This is a genomic window from Salipaludibacillus sp. CF4.18, from assembly GCF_051262595.1.
In the GTDB taxonomy this organism is placed as follows: domain Bacteria; phylum Bacillota; class Bacilli; order Bacillales; family Salisediminibacteriaceae; genus Salipaludibacillus; species Salipaludibacillus neizhouensis.
The window spans coordinates 18,608-42,394 of the sequence record NZ_JBIMEV010000028.1; the positions used below are offsets into that span (position 1 = coordinate 18,608).

19 protein-coding genes and 2 pseudogenes are annotated in these 23,787 nt (G+C 36.1%); 4 read left to right on the top strand and 17 right to left on the bottom strand.

The window, feature by feature from the left end; all coding sequences use genetic code 11:
- The first annotated feature begins 19 nt into the window (after positions 1 to 19).
- Positions 20 to 523 carry a spore coat protein gene (locus ACHABW_RS15955; RefSeq protein WP_435756597.1) on the top strand — a complete coding sequence of 168 codons (504 nt, stop codon included), beginning with the start codon at positions 20 to 22 and terminating at the stop codon, positions 521 to 523.
- Between the two features lie 625 nt (positions 524 to 1,148).
- On the opposite strand, the gene xerS is transcribed toward ACHABW_RS15955, so the two are convergent.
- From xerS to ACHABW_RS15970, 3 genes are all read right to left on the bottom strand, one after another.
- On the bottom strand, positions 1,149 to 2,234 hold the full coding sequence (gene xerS / locus ACHABW_RS15960; protein WP_435756599.1) for a tyrosine recombinase XerS: 1,086 nt from the start codon (positions 2,232 to 2,234) through the stop codon (positions 1,149 to 1,151).
- Positions 2,235 to 2,997: 763 nt separating this feature from the next.
- Positions 2,998 to 3,168, bottom strand: coding sequence for a hypothetical protein (locus ACHABW_RS15965; RefSeq protein WP_435756601.1), 171 nt, complete (start codon positions 3,166 to 3,168; stop codon positions 2,998 to 3,000).
- Positions 3,165 to 4,172 (bottom strand): TIR domain-containing protein, encoded by a 1,008-nt coding sequence (locus tag ACHABW_RS15970; RefSeq protein ID WP_435756603.1) that lies wholly within the window; start codon positions 4,170 to 4,172, stop codon positions 3,165 to 3,167. The genes ACHABW_RS15965 and ACHABW_RS15970 overlap by 4 nt, the downstream gene beginning before the upstream one ends.
- 691 nt (positions 4,173 to 4,863) lie before the next feature.
- On the opposite strand from ACHABW_RS15970, the gene ACHABW_RS15975 reads away from it, so the two are divergent.
- The gene (locus ACHABW_RS15975; protein WP_435756605.1) at positions 4,864 to 5,766 is read left to right on the top strand and encodes a LysR family transcriptional regulator; all 903 of its coding nucleotides are present in this window, start codon (positions 4,864 to 4,866) and stop codon (positions 5,764 to 5,766) included.
- Between the two features lie 16 nt (positions 5,767 to 5,782).
- On the opposite strand, the gene ACHABW_RS15980 is transcribed toward ACHABW_RS15975, so the two are convergent.
- From ACHABW_RS15980 to ACHABW_RS16010, 7 genes are all read right to left on the bottom strand, one after another.
- Positions 5,783 to 6,403, bottom strand: coding sequence for a hypothetical protein (locus ACHABW_RS15980; protein WP_435756607.1), 621 nt, complete (start codon positions 6,401 to 6,403; stop codon positions 5,783 to 5,785).
- A complete protein-coding gene (locus ACHABW_RS15985; protein ID WP_435756609.1) occupies positions 6,400 to 7,029 on the bottom strand; it encodes an aspartate/tyrosine/aromatic aminotransferase in 630 nt (209 codons plus the stop codon). Before ACHABW_RS15985 ends, ACHABW_RS15980 begins: the two co-directional genes overlap by 4 nt.
- A 20-nt stretch (positions 7,030 to 7,049) precedes the next feature.
- Positions 7,050 to 7,811, bottom strand: coding sequence for an ABC transporter ATP-binding protein (locus tag ACHABW_RS15990; protein WP_435756611.1), 762 nt, complete (start codon positions 7,809 to 7,811; stop codon positions 7,050 to 7,052).
- A 23-nt stretch (positions 7,812 to 7,834) separates the two neighbouring features.
- Positions 7,835 to 9,469, bottom strand: coding sequence for a dipeptide/oligopeptide/nickel ABC transporter permease/ATP-binding protein (locus ACHABW_RS15995; RefSeq protein WP_435756613.1), 1,635 nt, complete (start codon positions 9,467 to 9,469; stop codon positions 7,835 to 7,837).
- Entirely contained in the window at positions 9,462 to 10,466 is a 1,005-nt protein-coding gene (locus tag ACHABW_RS16000) for an ABC transporter permease (RefSeq protein WP_435756615.1), read from the bottom strand. Before ACHABW_RS16000 ends, ACHABW_RS15995 begins: the two co-directional genes overlap by 8 nt.
- Positions 10,459 to 12,093: an ABC transporter substrate-binding protein gene (locus tag ACHABW_RS16005; RefSeq protein WP_435756617.1), complete on the bottom strand. Its 1,635-nt coding sequence runs from the start codon at positions 12,091 to 12,093 to the stop codon at positions 10,459 to 10,461. Before ACHABW_RS16005 ends, ACHABW_RS16000 begins: the two co-directional genes overlap by 8 nt.
- Positions 12,094 to 13,094: 1,001 nt before the next feature.
- A complete protein-coding gene (locus tag ACHABW_RS16010; RefSeq protein WP_435756619.1) occupies positions 13,095 to 13,316 on the bottom strand; it encodes a hypothetical protein in 222 nt (73 codons plus the stop codon).
- Between the two features lie 532 nt (positions 13,317 to 13,848).
- Here ACHABW_RS16010 and ACHABW_RS16015 point away from each other — a divergent pair.
- A pseudogene (locus tag ACHABW_RS16015) lies at positions 13,849 to 14,533 on the top strand (IS110 family transposase); the annotation flags it as partial.
- A gap of 1,159 nt (positions 14,534 to 15,692) precedes the next feature.
- On the opposite strand, the gene ACHABW_RS16020 reads toward ACHABW_RS16015, so the two are convergent.
- Positions 15,693 to 15,941: a zinc ribbon domain-containing protein gene (locus ACHABW_RS16020; protein WP_435756667.1), complete on the bottom strand. Its 249-nt coding sequence runs from the start codon at positions 15,939 to 15,941 to the stop codon at positions 15,693 to 15,695.
- A 116-nt stretch (positions 15,942 to 16,057) separates the two neighbouring features.
- Between ACHABW_RS16020 and ACHABW_RS16025 the strand changes: the two genes are divergently transcribed.
- On the top strand, positions 16,058 to 17,083 hold the full coding sequence (locus ACHABW_RS16025; RefSeq protein WP_435756621.1) for an ROK family protein: 1,026 nt from the start codon (positions 16,058 to 16,060) through the stop codon (positions 17,081 to 17,083).
- 284 nt (positions 17,084 to 17,367) lie between these two features.
- Here the strand turns inward: ACHABW_RS16025 and ACHABW_RS16030 are convergent.
- The 6 genes and pseudogenes from ACHABW_RS16030 to ACHABW_RS16055 all read right to left on the bottom strand — a co-directional run.
- Positions 17,368 to 17,721 (bottom strand): annotated as a pseudogene (locus tag ACHABW_RS16030) (transposase); the annotation flags it as partial.
- Positions 17,722 to 17,897: 176 nt separating this feature from the next.
- Positions 17,898 to 19,109 carry an FAD-dependent monooxygenase gene (locus tag ACHABW_RS16035; protein WP_435756623.1) on the bottom strand — a complete coding sequence of 404 codons (1,212 nt, stop codon included), beginning with the start codon at positions 19,107 to 19,109 and terminating at the stop codon, positions 17,898 to 17,900.
- Between the two features lie 321 nt (positions 19,110 to 19,430).
- Positions 19,431 to 19,928: a DinB family protein gene (locus ACHABW_RS16040; protein ID WP_435756625.1), complete on the bottom strand. Its 498-nt coding sequence runs from the start codon at positions 19,926 to 19,928 to the stop codon at positions 19,431 to 19,433.
- Positions 19,929 to 19,930: 2 nt separating this feature from the next.
- Positions 19,931 to 20,875 carry a fumarylacetoacetate hydrolase family protein gene (locus ACHABW_RS16045; RefSeq protein WP_435756627.1) on the bottom strand — a complete coding sequence of 315 codons (945 nt, stop codon included), beginning with the start codon at positions 20,873 to 20,875 and terminating at the stop codon, positions 19,931 to 19,933.
- A gap of 320 nt (positions 20,876 to 21,195) precedes the next feature.
- On the bottom strand, positions 21,196 to 22,299 hold the full coding sequence (locus ACHABW_RS16050) for a cupin domain-containing protein (RefSeq protein WP_435756629.1): 1,104 nt from the start codon (positions 22,297 to 22,299) through the stop codon (positions 21,196 to 21,198).
- A 216-nt stretch (positions 22,300 to 22,515) separates the two neighbouring features.
- Entirely contained in the window at positions 22,516 to 23,787 is a 1,272-nt protein-coding gene (locus ACHABW_RS16055) for a TRAP transporter large permease (RefSeq protein ID WP_435756631.1), read from the bottom strand.

Genomic DNA, 23,787 nt, shown 5'->3' on the forward strand with positions numbered 1-23,787 from the left:
TATTAAGGAGGAAGAAAAAATGGAAAATTATCATCCACCAGATCATCTTGCCTGGCATGAAACATTGGAAATTCATGAATTGACTTCTTTTCAATCTATTGGACTAATGAAGCTAAAGAAAGCTTACCCAGAAGTTACTGATCCTGCTTTAAAAGAATTGTACACCCATGCTATAAAGGGTTTGAGTACAAATATCCTTGAACTTCTCGAGTTTTACCCTTTGGCCCCCAGATCAAATGAAGATGAGCTTCGTAAAGATAATATCCCTTTCTATGCTGGGGATTTGTTGGCCCTTTTTAAAACAGGAGTAAGGAATTATGCTATTGCAATTACTGAAACAGCAACTCCTACTGTTAGAGATGTTCTTAAACAGCAATTAAACCGTGCCATTGATACACATGCCAAAGTATTTAATTACATGTATGAAAGAAATTATTATCCATCTTACAATTTAGAACAATTACTCCAGAACGACATAAACCTTGCTAATAAAGCATTAACTAAACCTTTTAACCACAGATGAATCCTATGGTTTTTGTTACTAGAGACTTAGCTATGCATTATTGTTACTAGAAAAGTAGAGCAAAAAAGATTAATGAAAGGAAGAAACAGAGAAAAAAAGATTAATCAGAAATCATGTAATAATTTTGGTTGATATGTGATTATATGCAATGGCCGTAAACTGTATCCTATAAAAAATAGCCTCCTTCTTCCAGGTCAATACCATGTATTTGAAGGGAGCTGAGGTAAAAAGTGAATGTAAAACCACTACCCAACACCGTGAAGACCAATACGAAGTAACTAGTTAAATAAACGGAATATGTAGGAGAGGCGGATAATTCTAGCTTCTTCTTTTTATTGTTACTACAACTCTTTTCCTCTTTAGGTCAACAGGATTTTCCAATACAAGTGTATATATTAATTTATATACAACTTAACCTACATATAAAATTATACATCATTAACGATATCAGACTGCCAAAAACATCATTAGTTAATTGCTTTATACAGCTCACTAATAAAAAGAAGGCAAACTGGTAAACAGCCTGTCATTTACTGGTACATTCTTTGTCATTCAGTGGTAAGAACTATGTCAATGGTGGTACATATCAGTGGCTGTAATCACTAATCCGATTTGTGGCTTTTGATTATTTTTGATCAGTGTATTCATCCATCTTATCCATTTGCTTTTCTAAATCGGTTATATCAATATTCGTATATATTGTTGTTGTTTCCATAGAATTATGTCCCAACTGGCGCATAAGAGAAACCTGATCTTTATTGGCTAACCAGTGCTTTGTAGCAAACGAATGACGAAATTTATGGGGGGACATTCTTTTAAGAATAAACGTTTCTGTATATTTTCCAACTATATGCTGAATAGATCTTATAGATAAAGGATTACATTTTCCTGCGTACTTTGTGACAAAAACATACTTTTGATTATCAAGGGCAATGTATTTTTCTTTTCTGACCTTCAAGAATTCTCTAACATCATCTAGAGACGTTTTTGTGGCCATAATAACTGATTTTTTATTTCCTTTTCTAAGGACATTTAACGAATTCTGTCTAAAGTTGATATCATCAAGAGTTATTTGTACCAGTTCAGACACACGGATGCCTGAACCTAGAAAAAGCGAAACGATGGCAAGGTCTCGTTCTATATTTCGCTGATGATGAGCCAAAGCGCGATGACTTAATTGTCGGGGGTATTCTTCGACCATATGCTGAAGAAATTCTTTATCTGTATTTCCTTGAAAGATTTTACTAGCAATGGTTGCAGCTTTTTGTGAGTGATCCTCTTCACTACGAATGAGATCGATTTTAGCAAATACATTCCGATAGAAGTAACATTCACCATCGGCATCTTCCGTTTGTGTAGAAAGGTACTTAAATAAGGATTTCAAAGATGAGATGTTACGATTTACCGTTACGTCAGACAACTCACGATCTATGTGTAAGAAATCTATATAGGATTCGGCATCTGACTTCCTTAACTCCCCGAAGCTCTCAATAGGGACATCTGAGAGTTTTCTCTGATGGGTGATGTCCTGTTCAATTAACCATTTTAAAAAGTTAATATAATCCCTCGAGTACTGAGCAAGAGTAGTAGGAGACATACGATGTTTCTTTTTAGCCTCAATATATTCGGTAATGTACCAGGGGAACTCTTTTTTTAGTTCATTTACCTTTTTAAGATGGATTGATTTTTCTCGATTAAATCTATCGGCCATTGTAGTTTTTACCTCATTTCTGTAAGTGCTGGATTTTTACGTGATTTTTTTTACTTAAGTATAGAGTATAATTTGTACTAATGAACAGCTGTAGTTAGTTATTTAAACTTACTTCGGTTAATTTATGTGAATTTGACCATTCATAGTATTTCATTTGTTGTAAAAAACCTGTGATCCTAATAAATTCACTACTAAATAAATTTGAGCTTTTTCTTCCTGCTTGAATAAGGTGGGTTAGTAACAATAATTCTAACCATTCCTAAAAGAATGTCCATGGACTCTAAACCAATTTCGTTTACTTTTGTTGTCAATTCTCTCTGGTAATTTAATAGCGGAATCACAAAGGTTTTCGTTTACATCTTTATGTTTTAAAAAATGGGGCATAATATAATTAATAATCATATAAAATATTATTAATAACTCGTTGCGCCATTGTTTAGCGACGTGACATATCTGCTATTTATAATTTTAAAATTTTCTCCTCGGTAGATGGCTTGGATGTTTAATTGGTTTAGGAAGTTGTTCTTTTATATTCAGTCGCTTCCTAAATTATGATCTGTGCATTTATATTACTAAGTTTTCCGTAATTTCTTATTAATCCGTACACAATTATAAAGTTAAGAGAGCATCTCGTGGAGCCATTAAATTCCATGCGATGCTCTTTTTATTATACCATATTTTATATTCGTGAAATTAGAGTTTCACGCAAATATATATAATAGGTATCAAAAAAGATCGGATATAATTATCCGGTCCTCTACTTTTATTCTGAACGAACGTAGTCAGCTTTATCGTATTGTGCTTTTCTTTTATAAACAACGACTTCTGTGTCGGTTCTTCGTGCATATCTTCCAGCTGGTTTTACTGCTCTGCCGACTTTATGTGAGGCTTTATCAACTGGATTGATTGTCGGATATGATGTGTTCTTTTTCATGAAGCATCACCTCCAAAGATATGATTAGCTACCCTTAATAGTTCGTAATTAGTCATGAATAATAAATCTATACTTTCTTCACTTAATTCATCTTTCGAACCAGTCAAATGGATTGTAGCAACTAAGTTATTTCCTATAGGATAGCATAATAAGTACGTTTTCACAATATAGTCATCTTTAAGGATCACTATATCTTCACTTTTAAGGAAACTGTCGACAACTTGTATTTTTTCTTCCTCTGGCTTTCCATCGTTTACATCAAAAGCGAAAGATCTCCCTTTACCTTCGTTTCCCGAGACATGACTTAACGCATTATTATCTGCTTTCCAAATGGCTCCGCCACTAACTGTAAATCCTTCAGGGGTGGAATATGCGGTTCGTAAGCTTTCATAAAGGGCATTATATTTGTCTGTAGGATTATTTAAAACATGCTTTGAAAAAGGGAATAGAAATTCAATGACAATTGAACGTTCGAAGTCTTTTTTATGAAGTTCTTCAATTATGCTATGAGGATTTATAAACCCTCCTAATTTTTCAATTTCTTGCTTAATGATTGAACAAGGTCGATTTATTGCTGCTAAATGCTTGCCATCTGATCGTACTTCGTATTGCAAAGGGGTTAGTCCAGTAAAATCAGTTGGTATCCTGATTCCTTTTACTTCTTGACCTTCAACTTTAGGTAGTTTGTCCGGCATTAAAAAGAATACACGTTTTCGTTTGAGTTTCCCCCAAAATAATCCTAATTCGAATAATGTATTGTCTCGTGAAATAAAAAGTATTTCGTCGCGAATGTTTACTATATCATCTGGAGAAAATACAAAGACAGCAAAGTCAGCATTATCAAGTTCTCTTTCTAAGTGTTCCATGTTGTATGTATTAGGAGTTGTGAATGCTGTGTGCCAAGGTGTGACCTCTGCACTGTAACTTAGTGCTTCATGTATAGCGTCAACATACTTCATTGACTCTCTTGCTGATCCAATAAATACCTTTGCTTTGTTAGGCATAATATCCCCCTCTAAGTTCCATGATACATTAAATATTACGATATTGACGAAAATTTAGTAATTAGATTATATTGATATTGGATGACGTAGAATGTAGGGACTTTTATGTCATTAATAAAAACGATCATAAGGTTATGTATGATCGCCAGGTATCCTAAATTTGTCTTTTCTCATTAGAGGGGTTTGGTAGATCTTACTACTCCTTCCACTCGGAATTCCTATTTCAGACATAATGGAGCCTATATTTATATATTTTGTATATTAGTATTAACTCCGTACCCCACCAAATTAAAAAGCAGCCGGATATCCAGGTGCTAGTTTAAACCCATTTCTTTTAATTTCTGGTCAAAGATATAAACCCTATAACCAAATAATTCTTTGTAATTTGAACTATCATCCAATTTATTATTAACAAATTCTTTTAATAAAAATAGAACCTGGGACTGCTGTACGTTGAAGCAAATATCCCTACATTAATGAAGAGAATATCCCTACATAACATACAATATGGCCCTATAAATAAAAAAAGGGCGAAATTCTTATTAAAGAATAGCGCCTGATTGTTAAATAGGCATTACTTAACTACAATGATATATTAATAAGATATCCAGAGTGAATGGCATTGAAAACCATTATCATTATCTTTATAATTAATTTAAGTACTTTTTTATACCACATAGAGGTGACTCGTTTGAAAACGATAGACAAACTAAAAACACTTGTTATTTTAGCAGAATGCAACACTTTTACAGAAGCCGCAGAAAAGCTCTATTGTTCACAACCAACTGTAAGTACGCAAATTCATTCTCTTGAAGAAATTTTTGGGGTGAAATTATTTGACAGGATAGGTAGAAATATTTCGATAAACCAAAATGGTAAAGAATTACTATTGTACGCACAAAAAATAATTGATCTCTTTAATGAAGCACAGCTACACTTTAACGACAAAGAAAAAGGAGCACAAAAAGAATTATCAATTTGTGCTAGTAATTATATCGCGATATATATTCTTCCAATTATATTAGGGAATTTCAGAAAAAAATACCCTCATATAAATATTAAACTTCAAAATTATTCATATGCTGAGATTTTGGATTTGATTTTTTCTAATAAAATTGACGGTGCCTACATGCCTTTCTATGAATTAGATCCTATTGATTCCCGATTATCTATCGAAACACTAGTAGAAGATCCTTTTGTCTTAACAGTCTCACCGTCACACCCATGGGCAAAAAATGAATTCATTACAAAAAGTAATCTCGAACAAGAAACCATATTACTTCCTCAATCTACTTCTGCAATGAAAAACTTTCTAGAAAACAATTTGAAATTAAATGATATCACAATAAATAATGTTATTGAACTAAGTAATATAGAAGCCATTAAGAAAGGGGTTATATCAAATCTTGGTTTCTCTATTATCCCAAAACTTGCAATAGAAACTGAATTACAGCAAGGAATTTTAAACACAGTTGAATTAAGTGAAGTAAATATAAAAAGGAAAATTTGCTATGTTCAACATAAAAATAAAAAACTGTCCACAACAGAAAAAGTATTTCTTGACTTAGTTTTACATGATTTAAAACCGAAATGACCACCTACAAATAAAATCAGCAGGTGGTTAAATTTTTCTTGTATTCGTCTTGAATCCATCGTAAAAATCCATATAAAAAGTCTTCCGTTTGAGGTATAAACCTTGCTCCAATATGGTACGTAGGATCAAGGGTTGTAGCAATCAACTTCCCTTTAAAACTTACATCATCTTCATAAATGATAGCGGCACCTTTTTCATTCGTGAGGACGATACGCGCTCCCTCTGGAGGCCAAAATACGCCATGATAATGCCAACGGGCATCATCTACTGTAATATAGTTAAATAAAGAATGTTCGGGATCTGGTGCTATAAGTGGAAGCTCTCCCCCTTCTTTTATCCACCAGCTAAAATTGGTCTTACAAAATTCCCAACCTGTATTTGGAAGCCATGGCCGATACACTTCTCCTAAAGATATAATCCATTTTCCTTCATTTAAAAAGTGCAGAAACTTGTCTTTGTATTCATAAAGAATTTCCTGGTTCGTTCGAGCTGGTATGATTAACATATCGTATAAAGTCAAATCTAATTCAGGTAAGTCAAGTATATAAATGTAATCATTATAAAATGATCGAAACTTTTCATTATTTATAAATTCATAATGATAACTATGACCAGAATATAGTATTGCCGATTTCACATAAATCCCCTCTTCTTTTGTATTTCTTCATACTCATCCTCTATCCATTTAAATAATTGTGGTCCAATATTTTGTGCAGTACTTGGTGTTGAACCAGCATATCCTAATAAATCAGCACCAGCTGTAGATAAAATCGTGCCCTTTGTTGAATGATGATCAATATACATGACTGTGTAGCCACGGTGGTCTTCTATTATAACTTCTGCTTCTGATGGGGGCTCAATCGTTCCTCTATAAAAGAAACCAGCAACGCCCTCTTTAAAATTAAGGTCATACTCATCAACTCCTGTAAAAATAGGATGTTTTTTCTTAAATGTAACCCTATGATCCTTTAAATTAAGGTCCGTTTTTTTCCATAGAGTATTTCCAGGCAACCATGAGCGAAAGTTCTGTACGAATGAGCAAACAATTTTACCCTGATTTAAAAAATCCTTTATGATTTCTTTTTCTCTAAAAAGGAACTCTTCATCTGCTATACGTGGTACGATAAGGCCGATATAAGAATCAAGAGAAAGGGTGGGTAAATCATAGATAGGAATCAAATCTATGATATTGTTATACTTTTCTTTACTAAATTCTATGTCCTGAAATATTACACCTGAATATAAAACAGCAATCTTAGCCATCGTTCTCCCTCCCCTTGCCATTATTTACGAAATTTAGGATGTGAAATTGGAATAGCTTCTAATAATTTCTGAGTATAGGTTTCATGAGGATACTCAAATAGCTTTCTTGTCTCAGCTAATTCAATTAACCTTCCTTTTTGCATGACACCTACTCGATTTGCAATCGAATGAACGATTTCAAAATTATGCGTAATGAGTAAAATGCTTAGTCCTGTCTCTTGATGAAGATCTTTTAATAAGTCGATGACTTGTCGCTCAATTAATACATCTAAAGCTGATGTAGCTTCATCCGCTACGAGAATTCTTGGTTCCAATGCTAAAGCTCGAGCTATTGCTACTCGCTGTTTCTGTCCTCCTGATAACTCAGTAGGAAGTCTGTCCTTTACATCTAAAGAAAGTTGCACTTGATCTAATAACAGTTGGATTCTTTTTCTTCTATTTGACCGTGGTACATTATGAAGAAAGAGCGGTTCCTCAATAAGCTCTCCTACCGTCATTTTTGAATTCAAAGAACTATCCGGATTTTGAAATATCATTTGAACTTCTTTTGCATAATTTTTCCTTTGATAAGAATTAATATCTTTTCCATTCAACTGAATTATTCCACCACTCGTTTGTTCCAAACGCATGATCATGTGAGCAAGTGTAGATTTCCCTGAACCACTTTCTCCAACAAGAGCAAAAATTTCTTCCTTTTTTACGGAAAAACTAACATCTTTCACCGCTTCAATCTCTTGCCCCTTATGTATAAACTTTTTTCTTACATCCTTTATTTGTAACAAACTTTCACCCCTTTACGGTTGCCTTAAAGTTTCAGGAGTCGTCTACTCCCTATTAATTCTTTTGTATAATCGTGTTTAGGCTTATTAAATACATCCCATACCGATTCATTCTCTACTATTTCCCCATTTTTAATAACGGCCACCGTATCTGCTAATTCGGCGACAACCCCCATATCATGAGTAATAAATAGCATCGATAAATTATACTGTTCTACTTTTCCTTTAAGTAAGTTCATCACTTTCTTTCTCGTAATCGTGTCTAAAGAACTTGTCGGTTCATCTGCTATGAGTAATTCAGGTTCACAAGCGAGAGCCAGTGAGATCGCCACTCTCGTACACATTCCACCGCTTAGTTCATGCGGATATTTAGTTATCACTGATTCATCTAAGCTAACGCTCGCTAGCAGTTCCTTTGTTCTTGCTCTAGCCTGTCTTTTCTTCATTCTAAAATGATAGATCAATACTTCATCCACTTGATCCCCAATTTTCATCACAGGGTTTAACGTTTGTTTAGCATCTTGGAAGATCATCGATATATCCATCCACCGGAGTTTTTTCTGCTCCTTGGCACTCACTTTTAATAGGTTTTCTTGTTTAAATTGAATTCTCCCGGAAACGTCACAAGTAGACAACATTCCTAGAAGAGCTTTCGCAATCGTTGTTTTACCTGAGCCCGATTCTCCAATCAAGGTCAAAATTTCTCCTTTTTTAACAGACAGTGATACGTTTTCAATAGCTGTCTTATATTCATATTGATTTATATCAATAGGATATTTAATTTTCAACTGATTGACTTTTAATAAAACGTTGTTGTTTAATAATTCCATTTTCGTATCTTCTTTTTTAGGTGATAACGAAAACTTCCTATGAACTATTTTTTTAGCTTCTTTTCCATAACCTAAAAATGCAAAGCTTACGATCAACAAAGTAATACAGAAGGTTGGCGGCAACACCCACCATTTCCAAGCTGATGTAATGAAAGTACTATCCGATTGAAAGGCATAGTGAAGCATCGTTCCCCAACTAATCTCTGAAGCATCTCCCAATCCCAGAAAAGAAAGACTTGCTTCTGTTACAATGGCAGACTGAGTAGTGATGATAAATTTTGCAATTGCTAAAGGATAGATCCCTGGAAGAATATGCTTAAATAGAATATAGGTTTGCCTTGCTCCAAAAGTACGAGCCGCTTTTACATACTCTCTTTCTTTTAAAGACATAACCTCTGATCGAATAACCCTGGCATATCCTGGCCATGTAAGTAAACTTAAAACTAAAATCACATTCCATAACTCCGCACCTGTAAACGCAACAACGATAATGACTATTAACAAATTTGGAATAGCTAAAATCATATTACATAGTCCCATAACATAAGGATCTAACCTGCGATTAAATCCTGATAATAGACCTAAGCCAACACTTAAAAACGTACTGATAATCCCAACTGTTATTCCGATAATGAGTGAGATTCTCGATCCATAAATAATTTGACTAAGGATATCTTGACCTACATCATTTGTACCTAAAAGATACTCATGACTCGGAACTGATAAGGTTGGACCATCAAAGTCATGAGGATCGGCTGGACTAATGGATGGAGCCATTATAGCGACGATTGTAAACAAAACTAATATTCCTATTCCAAAATATTTATGCATATTTCTTATTATCCTTTCTACGAATCCGTGGATCTAGTATAGGATAAAGTAAATCCGTCAATAAATTCATTAACAATATCGCTGTTGTAAACACTAAAAAGAGCCCATGCAGTAAAGGGTAATCTCGTGCAATAATCGCCGTATGCAAAAGCTTCCCCATACCAGGATATGAAAAAATCGTTTCTACCAGGATTGCTCCTGTAAATAAAAACCCTATTCTCAAACTAACCAAAGTAATCACAGGCAACAAGGCATTTCTTAACGTATAGTGAAATAAAATTCGTATACGTGATAGCCCCTTTGCTTCAGCTGCAAAAATATATGGCTCACTTAAAATATTTAAAGAAGAATTACGTATGAGTAAATAAATACTAGATATATTGGCTAGCGTTAATGTAATGACTGGGAGCGCAGCATGGTGGAACAAATCCTTCAGATAACGAATACTCCCCATCACACCCCCTCCATAGTCAGCAAAAGGGGTTAAGCTCCCACTTAAAGGGAACCACTGAAAATGAATACTAAACGCTAATAATAAAAGAATGGCAATAACAAACTCTGGTATTGCACCGAATGATAGAAGTGATGCAAACATAACATAATCTCGCTTTTTCCCTCGTAACCATGCCGAGATGACCCCAAGAAAAGTGCTGATGAGTATTGTTAGGAAAATTGAAACACCAACTAACAATAATGTCCATTTCGCATGTGAGAAGATCACATCGATAACCGGCGATTTCAAATGGATGGACATTCCTAAATCACCGTGAATCATTCCTGCAAAAAAATGCGTAAATTGTTCATAAAGGGGCTCGTTTAAACCGTAATAAGAAAGTAACTTCTCTTTTTGCTCCTGTGTCATAACTGACATCATGGATTCATCTCCACCGCCTTCAAGGTAGGCAATAGGCCCCCCCGGCATTAACCGAGGAAGCGAAAAGTTAAGAAGGCTGATACAGATAAATAATCCGAAATAAAACAGTATCTTTCTATTCATGTGGTAAAAACGCCGCCTTATTTTCCCAAAGTGGAATACCATTTGCTATGCCACCCCACGTGTTAAACCATCCATCAAACGTTGAAGGATCATATGCCCAATAAAATGGACGATGATAAATTGGCAGTGTCGGAATCTCATCTGCTAGGATTTCTTGAATATGGTCGACGACTTCTTTTCTTTCATTAAAATCAGCAATGGTTAACTGCTTTTGAGTAAGCTCATGGAACTTTTCATTATTTAACACAGAACCTCTTGCAGCAAACTCATTATATTCTGTACCTGTAAACCAGCGACGCAGAAAATCCGGATCACCACTAACACCAATATGACCAGTAATCGCCATATCATAATTACTTTCTCCCATAGATGCTGTAAATGTTGCCTTATCAACTTTTTGTAAATTCACTTGAATACCAACGTTTTCTAACATATCTTTCATTAACTGACCATCACGCTCATTACTTGCTACCATTAAATTCATTGATAATGGTTCACCAGTAGACGATTCTAGAACCCCATCATTGTTTTCATGATATCCTAATTCATTAAGGATTTCCTTTGCTTTGTCCTGATTAAAGTCATACGCTTTGACATCAGGGTTATACCATGGAGAGCCAGGAGGAATAATTCCAGCGTTACCAACAACAATGTCACCACCTAGCACCTTTTCAGCAAGCGTTGCCCGATCAAGAGCGTAAGCAATCGCTTGTCGCATTTCTTTTTGTCCTAATAATTTATGGTCAAGATTAAAGACAATACGTACAATACTTCCATGTGGATCACTTTCCATCACTTCATAACCAGCGTTTTCAAAATCCTGAATTTCCTTATAATTAATTCTGTAAGCATCAAGATCTTTGTTTGTAAGAGCGAGTGCCCCATTGTCTATCGTAATATATGTAATTTCATCAAATTCCGGTTTCCCTTTAAAATAATTATGATGTGCTTCGAATTGATATTGTCCAGATTCTTGTTTGTGAGTCACAAGCTTATAAGGACCTGTACCAACAGCGGCACCTTCCCCACGAAAGGCTACTGGATCATCCACATTGGACCATACATGCTCAGGAATAATCGGTATAATACCCAATACTTCTTCTACAAATGGAGAATACGCTTTTTTCAAGGTAATTACAGCAGTTAAATCATCTTCAACCTCTACTTTATCCACCATGCTGATATCTCCCCATGCAAATCCATGTTGTTCAATATAATCAAATGTGAATTTCACATCAGAAGCCGTTAGAACTTCTCCATCGTGCCACTTGATACCTTCTCGTAAATGAACAACATAATTCATTTCATCATCAGAAATTTCCCAGTTTTCTGCTAACCATGGCTGTATTCCTTTTTCATCTTTCCATGCGATTGAATCATAAATATAACTCACTCGTAAGTATCCAGCGGGCCCTGTTGGACTAAAGGCAAACGGTGATGGGAATCCTGCATCAGCCCCCCACCCTAGTCTAAGACTCTTCTTTTCTTGCGTTTCATTACTTTCCTCTTCTGATGAAGCTTTGTTTTTCGTCACTTGCTCAGTACTAGAATCTGAATTGGCTTGAGGACTGCATCCAACCAATATCGCAAATAAAAACATCAAGAATATTATTGCTATACGCTTCACTTTTACTCCCCCTCATCTAATTGATAATGATTATCTTTATCATAGTTTTCATTGTACATATAATGAAATTAATTATCAATTAGATTTCTTTTGGGATTCATAAGGATATCGAATAGGTTGGGGATTATTGTAAATATCATAAACGAAATTTTAACTATTCTTATCTATTACAAAGCCTATTACAATCAATCGCATCTTGGGTACCAAAAGACGCAATCCATATTGAGGTATTGCGTCTGATTGTGAAATATCATTCATTGAAAAAATTGCCCGTTACATGATTATCGACCAGAGAATAATATATCAACCAATGACGTGACATATTACTTTATTGTATCTTTTTTATTAAATAATAGTGTTCATTTATTTCAAGGTCTTCACCCGGAATGAAAGTTATCTTCATGACGTCACCTTCATCCATGTACTCCAATTTACCCTTTGACAAGTTTTAAACACTCTAAAGAAATTTATTATTTTAAAGACTACTATCATGAGGAAAGAGCAAACCTTCATGGGGATTGGATTCACACCCTTATTAAAGACCGACCCAATAAAACTAAATGTCCCCAAAAACAGCTATTCTATTAGGAGGAGGTGCTGGAGGAGGTAGTCTCGCGCTGTAGGAAAGACATTCCCAACCGGGTATACCAATAGTAAGTAAACTAATTGGAGGTTTGCATATGAGTTACATGGACTTCTTATTAAGAAACCTCGAAAAAATGTGCCCATAGTTATGGAAGACATCAAAAAAGAAAAAGAGAAAATCGCACACAAACATAATCCTATAAGTTATGAAGAGGTAAACGAACTGGTCAAAGAGTTCTATCAATCAGATACGAAATAGGTCAACAATTAACTCGTAACTAATAAAAAAGACAATATACATTTGTGAGACTACATTCAAGTAAAAAACAAGCATTCATATTACGGATGCTTACTTTTCCATTATTTCCTACTTTAAAACGCCAATTCTCTTACTATCCCAAAGGGAAACTCCTCATTCATCCAAAACCGCTAAAACCTCCCAAAACACCCCACTCGGCTTCCAACTCCTTATACCCAACCACTTTATAAAACTCATCCTTCACAATCTCCACCTGACTCTTTAACCCGTTCATCCGAACCTCAATATCCTTAAACCGATAACGCTGCACCTCATTCGCTTCGTCCAACTGTTTCGAATCCAACTCAACCGTAATCCGATCCGACACTCTCCTCAGCATCCGCCAAACCGCCAGCTCATCACTTGACTTCATGAACAGCTCCGGCAATTCCTTCGCTCCTTTAAATGAGTCAACGTCGTCATTGCATACCCAGCAATGCCATAATTCGTAGGCTTAAAGATTGATCCACGATTCCACCGTAAAATGAACAGAGCCCTCATCACGAACCGCAACATCCTTTATAAACAGTTCTCCGTTTTCCCATTTCCTACTTTCCATCACGCTTAATAGGTCACTAAAGTTCTGAATGATCAACTACTTTTTCCATACACTTGTCAACGGACCTTCTTTAAACTCACCCTTGATATCCGTATAGCCTAGTAAATCTAATCCATTACTCCAATCTGGACTCACAGGATGAATACAAACTGTCCTTCGTCTTCTGTTGCCCCTATACTTTGGTATAAGTTAGAACCACAAACCGCTTTATTTTCTGAAGAAAATGACCCGAATTAGTTTACAAATACAAAAACAGCCGCTTCCCTCTTATTAAGGAAAAGCGCCTGATTGTTGAAGATCATTCTTCTATTGCATAATATCCTTGTACTATTTTCTCGTTGTTGGTGTTGATATTGCCCAACGTATCCATGTGGCTCGTGCAGTGAATTTCCGCGGTATTGTTGTAGGTGATCCCCTATCCTTCGAAAATAATGAGGATGGATTTCATAGGTTAAAAGAGTGGATCAACGATCGTTGGGATGGAACCAACGGGACATTACTGGACCAACTTGTCTAAGTGGCTATTAAATCAAACCATTGAGGCTGTCACAGTCAACCCTCATGTAGTTAAACGTAATAAAGAAAATCGGGATAATACCCAATCGAAGAGTGATAAAAAAGATGCACTCGTAATCGCTGATATGGTCTTATGCCTTTATTCACAAGACGCCTGAAACCTTCGAAAAGCTCCAAAGTACTGATGTCGAATCGAGACGTTGTTGTCAAACTGGTCAGTTCCGTGAACCAAATCAACTGCTGGGTAGATATCGTTTTCCCTGAGTTGCGAGAAGTTTTCAAAAACGTGACATGTAAAGGAACCATTGCGACCCTTCGGTTATTTCCTATTCCAGGTGAACTTAAAAGCTTATCTCCGCAAGACATTATTCAAGGTTGGAGATCCATCATGAAGAGAGAGCCTGTTCCGGAAAGGAAAGCCCGTCTACTAAATGAAATCTATCGGCAGCCAGACAGCACTCGATGCGTATACCTTTCACTTGATAAATAAGTATATATATTGGTAGGTCAACAAAAAAAGAGGCCTTCATCAAGATTGGTAACTTGATGAAAGACCTCTCCAATCAAATATCAGTCAGAACATGAAAAAATCATGAACAGAAGACGAGTGAAAGGCTAATAATACCTTTATTATCAAGGGATTATGATGTATATTACATCATGCCGCCCATCTAGTAACCTGTTCAATATAGTGAAATAGATACAATTAACACTACTACGTCAACATTTAGTGATTTCTCTTAAAAATGAAAATGAGCAGTCTTAAAACTTCCCGGTGGTTTTTCGGTGGTTTGGTCTGACTATAATCTTTGTTTCAAAAACAACAACAAATCAGAAAAGGTAAGTTCATATCAATTCGCTTCACTAGAATAACGTATCGATCATGCCTTCCATTTCGAACTTGATTAATGATACGTTTCAAATCACCTTTAATCATAACAAAAGCTTGGTATTTAAGGTATTTCAATTGTATTCATTACAAACCTTTTCATATCTTTTCAAGTTGAATCGGCACTATATCGGCATATATCGGAAACGATATAGTATTAAATTCCCTCGTAAATATGAAGCCACATCTTTTATCAATACAATGTCAATTTTTAGTTTCGCTGAAAATGGCCATATTAACCTAGATTTAATTGATTTGTATATTTGGTAAATTCTTCTTATCACGAAATTATCTTTTAAGTTTATCTTCTGAACTTACACGTAGCTCTGGAATATTATTAAAAATGATTTTTTCCCGATTAAGTTTCTTTTTTTAGATAAAAGTGTATAGTTAAATTCACTATATACCTCTGAATTTATTAGTTCAAAAACTCACAGACCATGTTAAAGCAAGTTCTATATTTTTCTACTTACTTGATATCCAAAGAATTAAAAAGTTCTTCTAATTGTCTGGTTTTTGGAAACTGGTCGAAAATGACAAACAGATTGCAACTCCCCCTTGATGATTCAATGGACTGACTTTCCTTCTTACTCTTTACACATACCTGCAGATTGCAACTGCTATATAGTCGAACCTAGGTGTTTTTACAATATATAGTGTAAAGTTACATAATCTCGGTTTACCGCTAGTAAGCTAACAGAATAAGTGCGAACGTATTATTCTATTTATGTTCACTTCATATTCGCACTCTATTATTTTGTTATTAAATTATCAAACTTATTAAACCATTCTTCTTTTTCAGACTTGATTATCTTAAATATACCCTTAATTGCCAAATTCTTTGAAGCATTAGCATCTGCATTTTCCGAATGATTACAATTCATACATTTAAAAGAATCAGTCTGCTTTCTCCAAATATGAACATCTTTCCCTCGATGAATTGCTCCACAAATATTACACCTTGCTGATGTATGGTTAGGTGGTACCTTTACAACCCGAATTCATTTGCTTTATACTTAATCTTTTCTTGTAAGTCAAAGTATGTCCAACGCTTTAGGAATTTACTATTGAAGGAAATTCCAGATAAATCTTCAAGTTGAATTGACCCAACGCCGTTTTGTACAGCATAATCTACAATATATCTACTCCATTATATCAAATTAATCCAATTTATAAATATATTGTTGGTGTTAATATCTCTAGAACATATACTGAAATAATGGTAACCGACTTAAATTTCAATATTATCGATAGAAATTCATTTATGATGACAAAGGAACACACACCACAACTGACAATAGAATTGATCGTTCACCAATTAAAAGTTTTGATGAATGATCATCATATTTCTTTAGCTCAATTACTCGGAATTGGAATCGGAGCAGTCGGTCCGTTAGATAGAGAGAACGGCATCATTCTGGAACCTGAATTTTTTCAAGCATCAGGTTGGAGAAATGTTAATATCGTAAAAATATTAAAAGATACCTTTCCAAACCAATTAGTATTACTTGAAAATGGTGCTAACACTGCAGCACTGACTGAGTATTACTTTACCTCGACACCTTCACGTAATATTCTCTACTGTATTAGTGGGGTCGGCTTGCGTTGTGGCGTATTAACCAATGGACAGTTTATGAAAAATATGACTGGTGATGCAAGTGCGTTTGGGCATATGATTATTGATATTAATGATGAAATTGATTCAGACAACCGAACGCTTTCTTCTTATATTTCCTTAGATTCTATTTTAGAAGAAACAATTAAGAGGATAGAACATCAAGAAAAGTCGATATTAGTAGAGTTAGTCAAAGGGGATTTAACAAAAATTAACATTGACCATTTACTCACCGGTTTGAAAAAAGGTGACCTACTGATACAAGACATAGTCATGAAATCAGCTTATTATTTTGGTATCGGACTCGCTAATATTATTAATATCCTACATCCGGAACGGGTAATTTTGAGTAGCACAATAATCTATCAGTTCCCGCCCTATTATCAAAAGGTGACTGATACTGCCCAAAAATATATATACAGATTTGACAAGGAAAACGTATCGTTTGAGCTGGGAGAACTGAAAGAAGATGCCGTATCTATTGGGGCATCTGTGCTTATATTTGACTCGTGTTTTCAATCAACGTAGTTTCCTATTATTCTATTCTGGCCAGAAATGTAAATACCCTGCTGGAGCACCAAATTTCATTTTTACAACTTGTTTCTAAATACTTGAATCAATTTCATAATGCATTTTCTGAATAAAGTCAGAAGTGCAGTATATAATATAACCTTTGAAAAATTGGGTGCTGTAAAAGCTAATGTTGATAGTTGAAAACTTGCTCACTTGCCGCAGGCAATGCTTCAGCTATTGCTTTTCCTGCAGGCGTCTCACAGGTTTTCAAAATCAACTATCAAAAATTCCGTGTAACTTTAAGCTGCTTTCTTTACTTGGTTTCTCTTTGTTTTTAGCCGTAATCCAGCGAGTTTCATGGCATTGTAAACAAGTGTAGCAAAGTCAAAATGAACTTTCGCTCTTTCTCCTGTTCGGTATCGTATATTGTTTAGTTGAAATTGCTCTTTTAGATACGCAATCACTCGTTCGGAGGAACTTCGTTCTTTATAGATCGTCTTCCATGATTGAGAACCTCTTGCCGGAGAACTAAATTTTCGCAAGTCTGTTTCCATTTTTATTTTAAAGAACTTTTGACATAGAGAATCATGGGAGAGTGGACACTCTCGACATTCTTTTGGTTGGGTAAATTTTAATGTTTGATACTTCTTATCATCTATACTTAGTAGGCTCTCTTGTCGTATCCTAGACATAGGAGTCTTCCTCCAATCTTTTGGGTGGTGTGATTACTTACTCAATTCGACATTTGGGGAGGTACTCCTTTTTTTGTCTCTAAGATTCGTTGGGCGACAAGAGCTCCGAATTATGAAATTGATTCACTTATAATAATTTATTGAATTGACTTTGTTACTTTGTTGAGGCCTTGACCGTATTTCTGTCCGTAGATCCAGTCCACATGACTAAAGTCTTTTGCATCACGTTGTTTAAAAATGATATCACGCAACAAGATAATAGTTGGGTCTTCTGCATGGATAATGTTTCCCCACGTCCGAGCACTTCTTTGGACTCTTGCCGTACGTGGAATACGTTCTTCTTGGAACGCTTTGAATGCCGCTTCATAGTTTTCGCCATGTTTCTTAAGCATGTCAGCTAAATAGGAGGCATCTTCCAATGCTTGACCGCCACCTTGTGCCAAGTATTGAAGCATAGGATGCGCAGCATCCCCAAGAAGACAAATATTCCCTTTTGTCCAGTTGTCGATTGGCTCTCTATCATACAGTGGCCAGCGTATTTGACGTTCAATAAAGGATAGGGCCGTCTTAACAAGAGGATGAGCTCCTTCAAACACCTGATCCATTTCTTCTGGAGTTCCCCAGTCAACAGAATCTTCTTTATAATTTAAGCTCTTAAATACAACAACTTGGTTGTAAAGCTCACCTCTACGTACAGGATATTGGACAACATGGTGATTTGGACCAATCCACATGATCACGTCATCTATATTGGCATTATCGCTAATTTCAGAAATTGGAATGGTTCCACGATAAGCGACATACTTCGAACAAACTCCCTTATCATCAGAGAAATAAGCACGTGTATTTGACCAAAGTCCATCTGCCCCAATTAGCGCTTTTCCAACCACTTTTTCTCCATTAGCATTTGTCGCAACAACACCCTCTGATGTTTCTTCTATCGTTTCAATGTGTTGGTCAGTAATAAGACTAACTAAAGGGTTCTTTTCACATACTTCTAAAAGCGCAAAGTGCAAATCTGAACGGTGTAAAACGATGTATGGAAAACCATAGCTTTTTTTGAACTCTTCGCCTAAATCTAAAGCAGATAGCTCTTCACCTGTAAACGTATCTTTTAACACAAGTCGTTTTGGAAACACCGCATTTTTTTCTATTTTTTCATCTACTCCAAAACGGTCTAAAACTGCCATCGCATTTGGTCCCATTTGTATTCCTGCACCAATTTCACCAAATTCAGGAGCTTGTTCAAGTACGGTTGTTTTTTGACCAGCTTCAGCCGCTGCTAAAGCAGCTGCCAAGCCTCCAATTCCGCCACCGACAATGATCATGGTATCTTCTATCTTTGTCATTTTTAGTCCCCCTCATTTAAAATAATTTATCAACTTCATTCATACTAGATCAGGCTTAAATTCACTCGTTACTTCTTGATAACCATTCCCTTGCTTTGCTCATACCCTTTTTCTCTACCAGGAGTGAGAATTTGTGCTTTTTCATCTAGCTTCTTTTTAAGAAGGTCCCATTTCCAAAGGTATGCCTGTGCATTCGGCTCCTACTGGAATCACCTTCCAAAGTTGTCCAAGATTATACTTTCTTATTTCGTAAAAACTTGAGTCATTACTTTTAAAGAAATTATTTTTTCTTGCATATATAATTCCAGCTTTCACTTTTCGTTAATTGTTTAATTTCGACAGGTTACGCTGGATTTGGCCATCATGTTTGCTCGCATGTTCCACTAACAAATGATCGACAATAAATGAAAGTGGCTTCGTACCGAAGCGAGGATTTCGGCTTGGGGCTTCTCTATTCAATTTTTCTTCATCTAATTTACTAAGAACCTTCTCAACTGATACTTTTTCTGCTTCAATCTCTTTCAAGACATCTTGAACCGACTGACGCTCAACCGCGCTCTCGGCTACTGCCATCAGGCGCCCTTCATGTTGCAAACCTCTTCCCCATTCCGTATCTGGAAACTCTAGAAGGTGCTCTATTTCATCCAGCCAATATTGTAGCGCTTCTACAAGGTGGCAAAGGATTTGCATGATTGACCACTCTTCTTCAGAAGGCTTCCAGCGAATCGTCTCTTCTTTTAGTCCTTCCGCTGTTTGGATGATGTGATCAAGTGACGTGTGAACAGATTGAATAGAGTCTTGAATGTTTACAGTTGCCATTATCACTTCCCCCCCCCTACTTTTTTTACAGTGTTTTCTAACGTACCCACTTTATCGATATCAATTTTAACGACATCTCCATCTTTCAAGAACACTTTTGGATCACGTGCGAAACCGACTCCTCCTGGTGTACCCGTTAAGATGACATCTCCTGGCTCAAGTGTCATGATGTTTGAAAAGAATTCAACTAAATTTTGAACAGAAAAAACTAAGTTTGCTGTATTAGAATGCTGACGCTCTTCGCCATTTACAGTTAAAACCACTTCTAATCCACTAGGGTCCGTTAGTTCATCAGTTGTAACAAGCCATGGCCCCATAGGTGCACTTCCTTCAACGGTCTTCCCTTGTAACCACTGAATAGTACGACGTTGGAAATCACGATATGTAACATCATTGACGATCGTATACCCAGCTACATAATCAAGAGCTTCTGCTTGTGATACGTTTCTAGCACGTTTACCGATAACAAAAGAAAACTCTGCTTCATAATCTAATTGCTCCGAAATCGGATAGAATGGAATATCATCTTGTGGTCCAACAACAGTATTAGCAAACTTAGCAAACACAACCGGATATTGCGGAAGTTCACGTTTCATCTCCAAAATATGTTCACGGTAGTTAAGACCAACACAAATCATTTTCCCTGGAGAAGGTACTGGAGCTTCTACTTTCACCTCATTATATGGATAAACAAGTTTGTAACCTTCGTCTTCCTTATTCGTTAACGCATAATCAATAGCTTTTTTAGCTAATTCCAAGCTTTCTTTTCCGCCTTGTAAAAAACCATTCATATCAGCTGGAACAAACGCTTCGGCAATTTGCTCTGCACGAATTTTCCCTTCTGCTTTAATAAATGCCCTATAAGATGCATGTAAATCGATCACTTCTTCATTAACAATTGCTCCAATACGTGAAATACCTGCATGTTTAAATGTAATTAGTTTCATTTTAAAACTCCTTTTTATTCATATTTATTAGGTGTTTTTTACATTCCACTCATTAATTCTGCAACTTCAGCTTCTTTTGGGAGATTTTTGATTGTAACGAACTTTTGTTTGAATGGCATCTACAATTATAGATTTATTTTAATGCTTCCTTTTTCTATAACAATCTCTATGGTTTTATTTATAAGCCTGTCCTAAACTCATTAATTCGACGTATAAGGTTATCCTTTGGAACGAAATGTCGATATATGGACTTAAAACTATTGATTGTTGTTGCTTAATCATAGTATCCACCACTTTTTAACCTAAATAAGCATTTTCAGTTAATCTTTTGGTTCAAACGTACTTATCACCTTCTGAGCCTCGCCCTCTTCTTCACGCTGCAAATTGAACGTTTCCATAATCGGGGTATCATGAACAGAAAACAGGTACGATTCCTCACTGGCTATATTTACATGTTCATGCCAACTCCAACTTGGGATGACAAAAAAGTCACCAGCTTCCCATTCAAACTTCTGCCCATTAATCACAGTATAACCTTTGCCTTTATAAACATGAACAATGGACGAATTCGTATGACGGTGAACCTTTCCGTGATAGTCTTTCGGCAACATTTGCATCCAGGATGCGACGTTAGCGTTGGCTGTATCTCCCGTAGAAGGGTTCACAAACTCAACCGTATGGCCGTCAAAAGGATCCGTATCAAAGCGACTTAAACCGTCTAATGCTGCTTTAGTTTTATCCCATTTATATGAACCTACTGGCGCTTTCATTGGCTTCCTGTCTGCTTTAGGGCGTACCATTCCCCCTTCGTAGCGTTGGGCAGAATAGTTGTCTGGGTGAGAGGGCGTTTCCAGCCCGTCCGGATGACCTTCAAAGAATGAACCACCGGTCGCAAAAATAAACGGAATATCCAACACGTCCATCCAAATCATCGGTTCATCACCTTCATGACCATGTCCATGCCACAATCCTTGAGGTGTCACTAGAAAATCACCTTCATTCATATGCATTTTTTCACCTTGAATGATGGAATACGCGCCTTTTCCAGAGATGATAAAGCGTAGCGCGCTTTGGGTGTGGCGGTGAGAAGGAGCCTTTTCCCCGGGTTGAATCAACTGAACAGCTGCGTATATATTTTGTGTCGTTGAGCCCCACCCCCATGGTTCTCGGTCTTTTAAACCGGGATTTTGAAAGTAGATGGCCCGACGTTCACCGCCTCGGTCTGGTGTGAAGATTTCCGTTGCTTCCATTAAATGCCTCTTCACCATATCCCATTTCCATAAAAATGGTTGGGCCGTCACTTTCGGTTCCATCGAAACGAGTTCAGGAATCGCACTCCAAAGCGGACCTAAATCATCTTTTTTAATCTTCTTATTGAAGGATTTCACTTCTTCGCTTTCAAAAAAATCATTTTTCTCTGCCATTTTAAATCCCCTCCTTTTATAAAATTAGACTGCGTTATTAGATCTTATATTGTTCCTGTTGGTTAGGATTGGAACCAATATCACTTTGATAGGTGCCAAAATGTTCGACTAGAAATTGATCGATAATATCATCATCTTAAAGAACACCAATACTTAGTTTTCCTTTTAGCGTAAAACTAACTAATTCTTTCTTTAAGTTGTGATAAATTTTTTTAATTAAAACAGCTCAGGTAACCAAGTAACAAGCTGTGGCCAATACGTAATAACTAATAGACCTCCTATAGCAACTAATAAAAATGGCATGTTAACTCTAACTAATGTTTCCATTTTAACTTTAGTTATGGAAGAGGAAATGAACAAGCCTGCTCCTATTGGCGGAGTGAGCAAACCAATCGCTAGATTCAAACATATTATTACCCCAAAGTGAATCGGATCTATTCCATAGGTGGCTAGAATTGGTATGAATATGGGTACGAGTATAATCAACGCTGCTATCCCGTCTAAAACCATCCCAACTAATAGTAAAAAAACATTTATTAAAAGTAAGAATAGTAAGGGGTGATCTGTCAGTGTGACCATCCAATCCGCCAAAGTCTGTGGAATTCTTTCGATAGATAATAACCATCCAAATACATTGGCCATCCCTATTAATAAAGTGACAGTAGCTGTCGTTATAGCCGTGTTTATCATGATTCTAGGTACATCTTTTAACTTTAATTCACGGTATATGAAAAAACCTGTGATAAATGCCACACCGCAAGCTACAGCTGCAGATTCAGTTGGAGTAAAAACGCCAGTAATGATCCCCAAGATTAATATTAACGGTACCGACAGAGCTGGAATAACGATAATAAACGATTTGCCTACTTCTTTAAGTGACTTCCTTTGAGCACTTGTCCATTGTTGTTTGTAACCTGTAAAAGCGATTAGTCCCATAAAAGACAGGGACAATAGAATCCCTGGAATAATCCCTGCTAAAAACATAGAACCAATAGAAGTACCTGATGTGACACCATAGATAATAAATAGCATACTAGGTGGAATAATAGGTCCTAATAAACCAGCAGAAGCGGTAGTTGCGGCACTAAACGCACGATCGTACCCCTCTTTTTCCATAGCAGGAACCATTGTTCGGCTCATCATAGCAATCTGAGCATTGGCCGATCCAATAATGGAAGCAAGAAGCATATTCGATATGACATTTACGTAGGCTAGACCTCCTCTAAAATGACCAAATAAAGCTTGAGCAAACATAATTAACCTTTTCGTTATACCCCCTGAATTCATAATTTCGCCAGCCATCATAAATAGAGGGATTGCTAACAAACTGTAATTTTCTAAGCCAGAAAATAGCCTCTGAGGCACAGTTACTAATGCTCCTATGCTTCCAGTCAATATTATGTACAATACTGTGATCATACCTAAAACAAAGGCAATGGGAACCCTTAACAATAGTAGTACAATAAAGGATAATAAAGTTGTTATCAT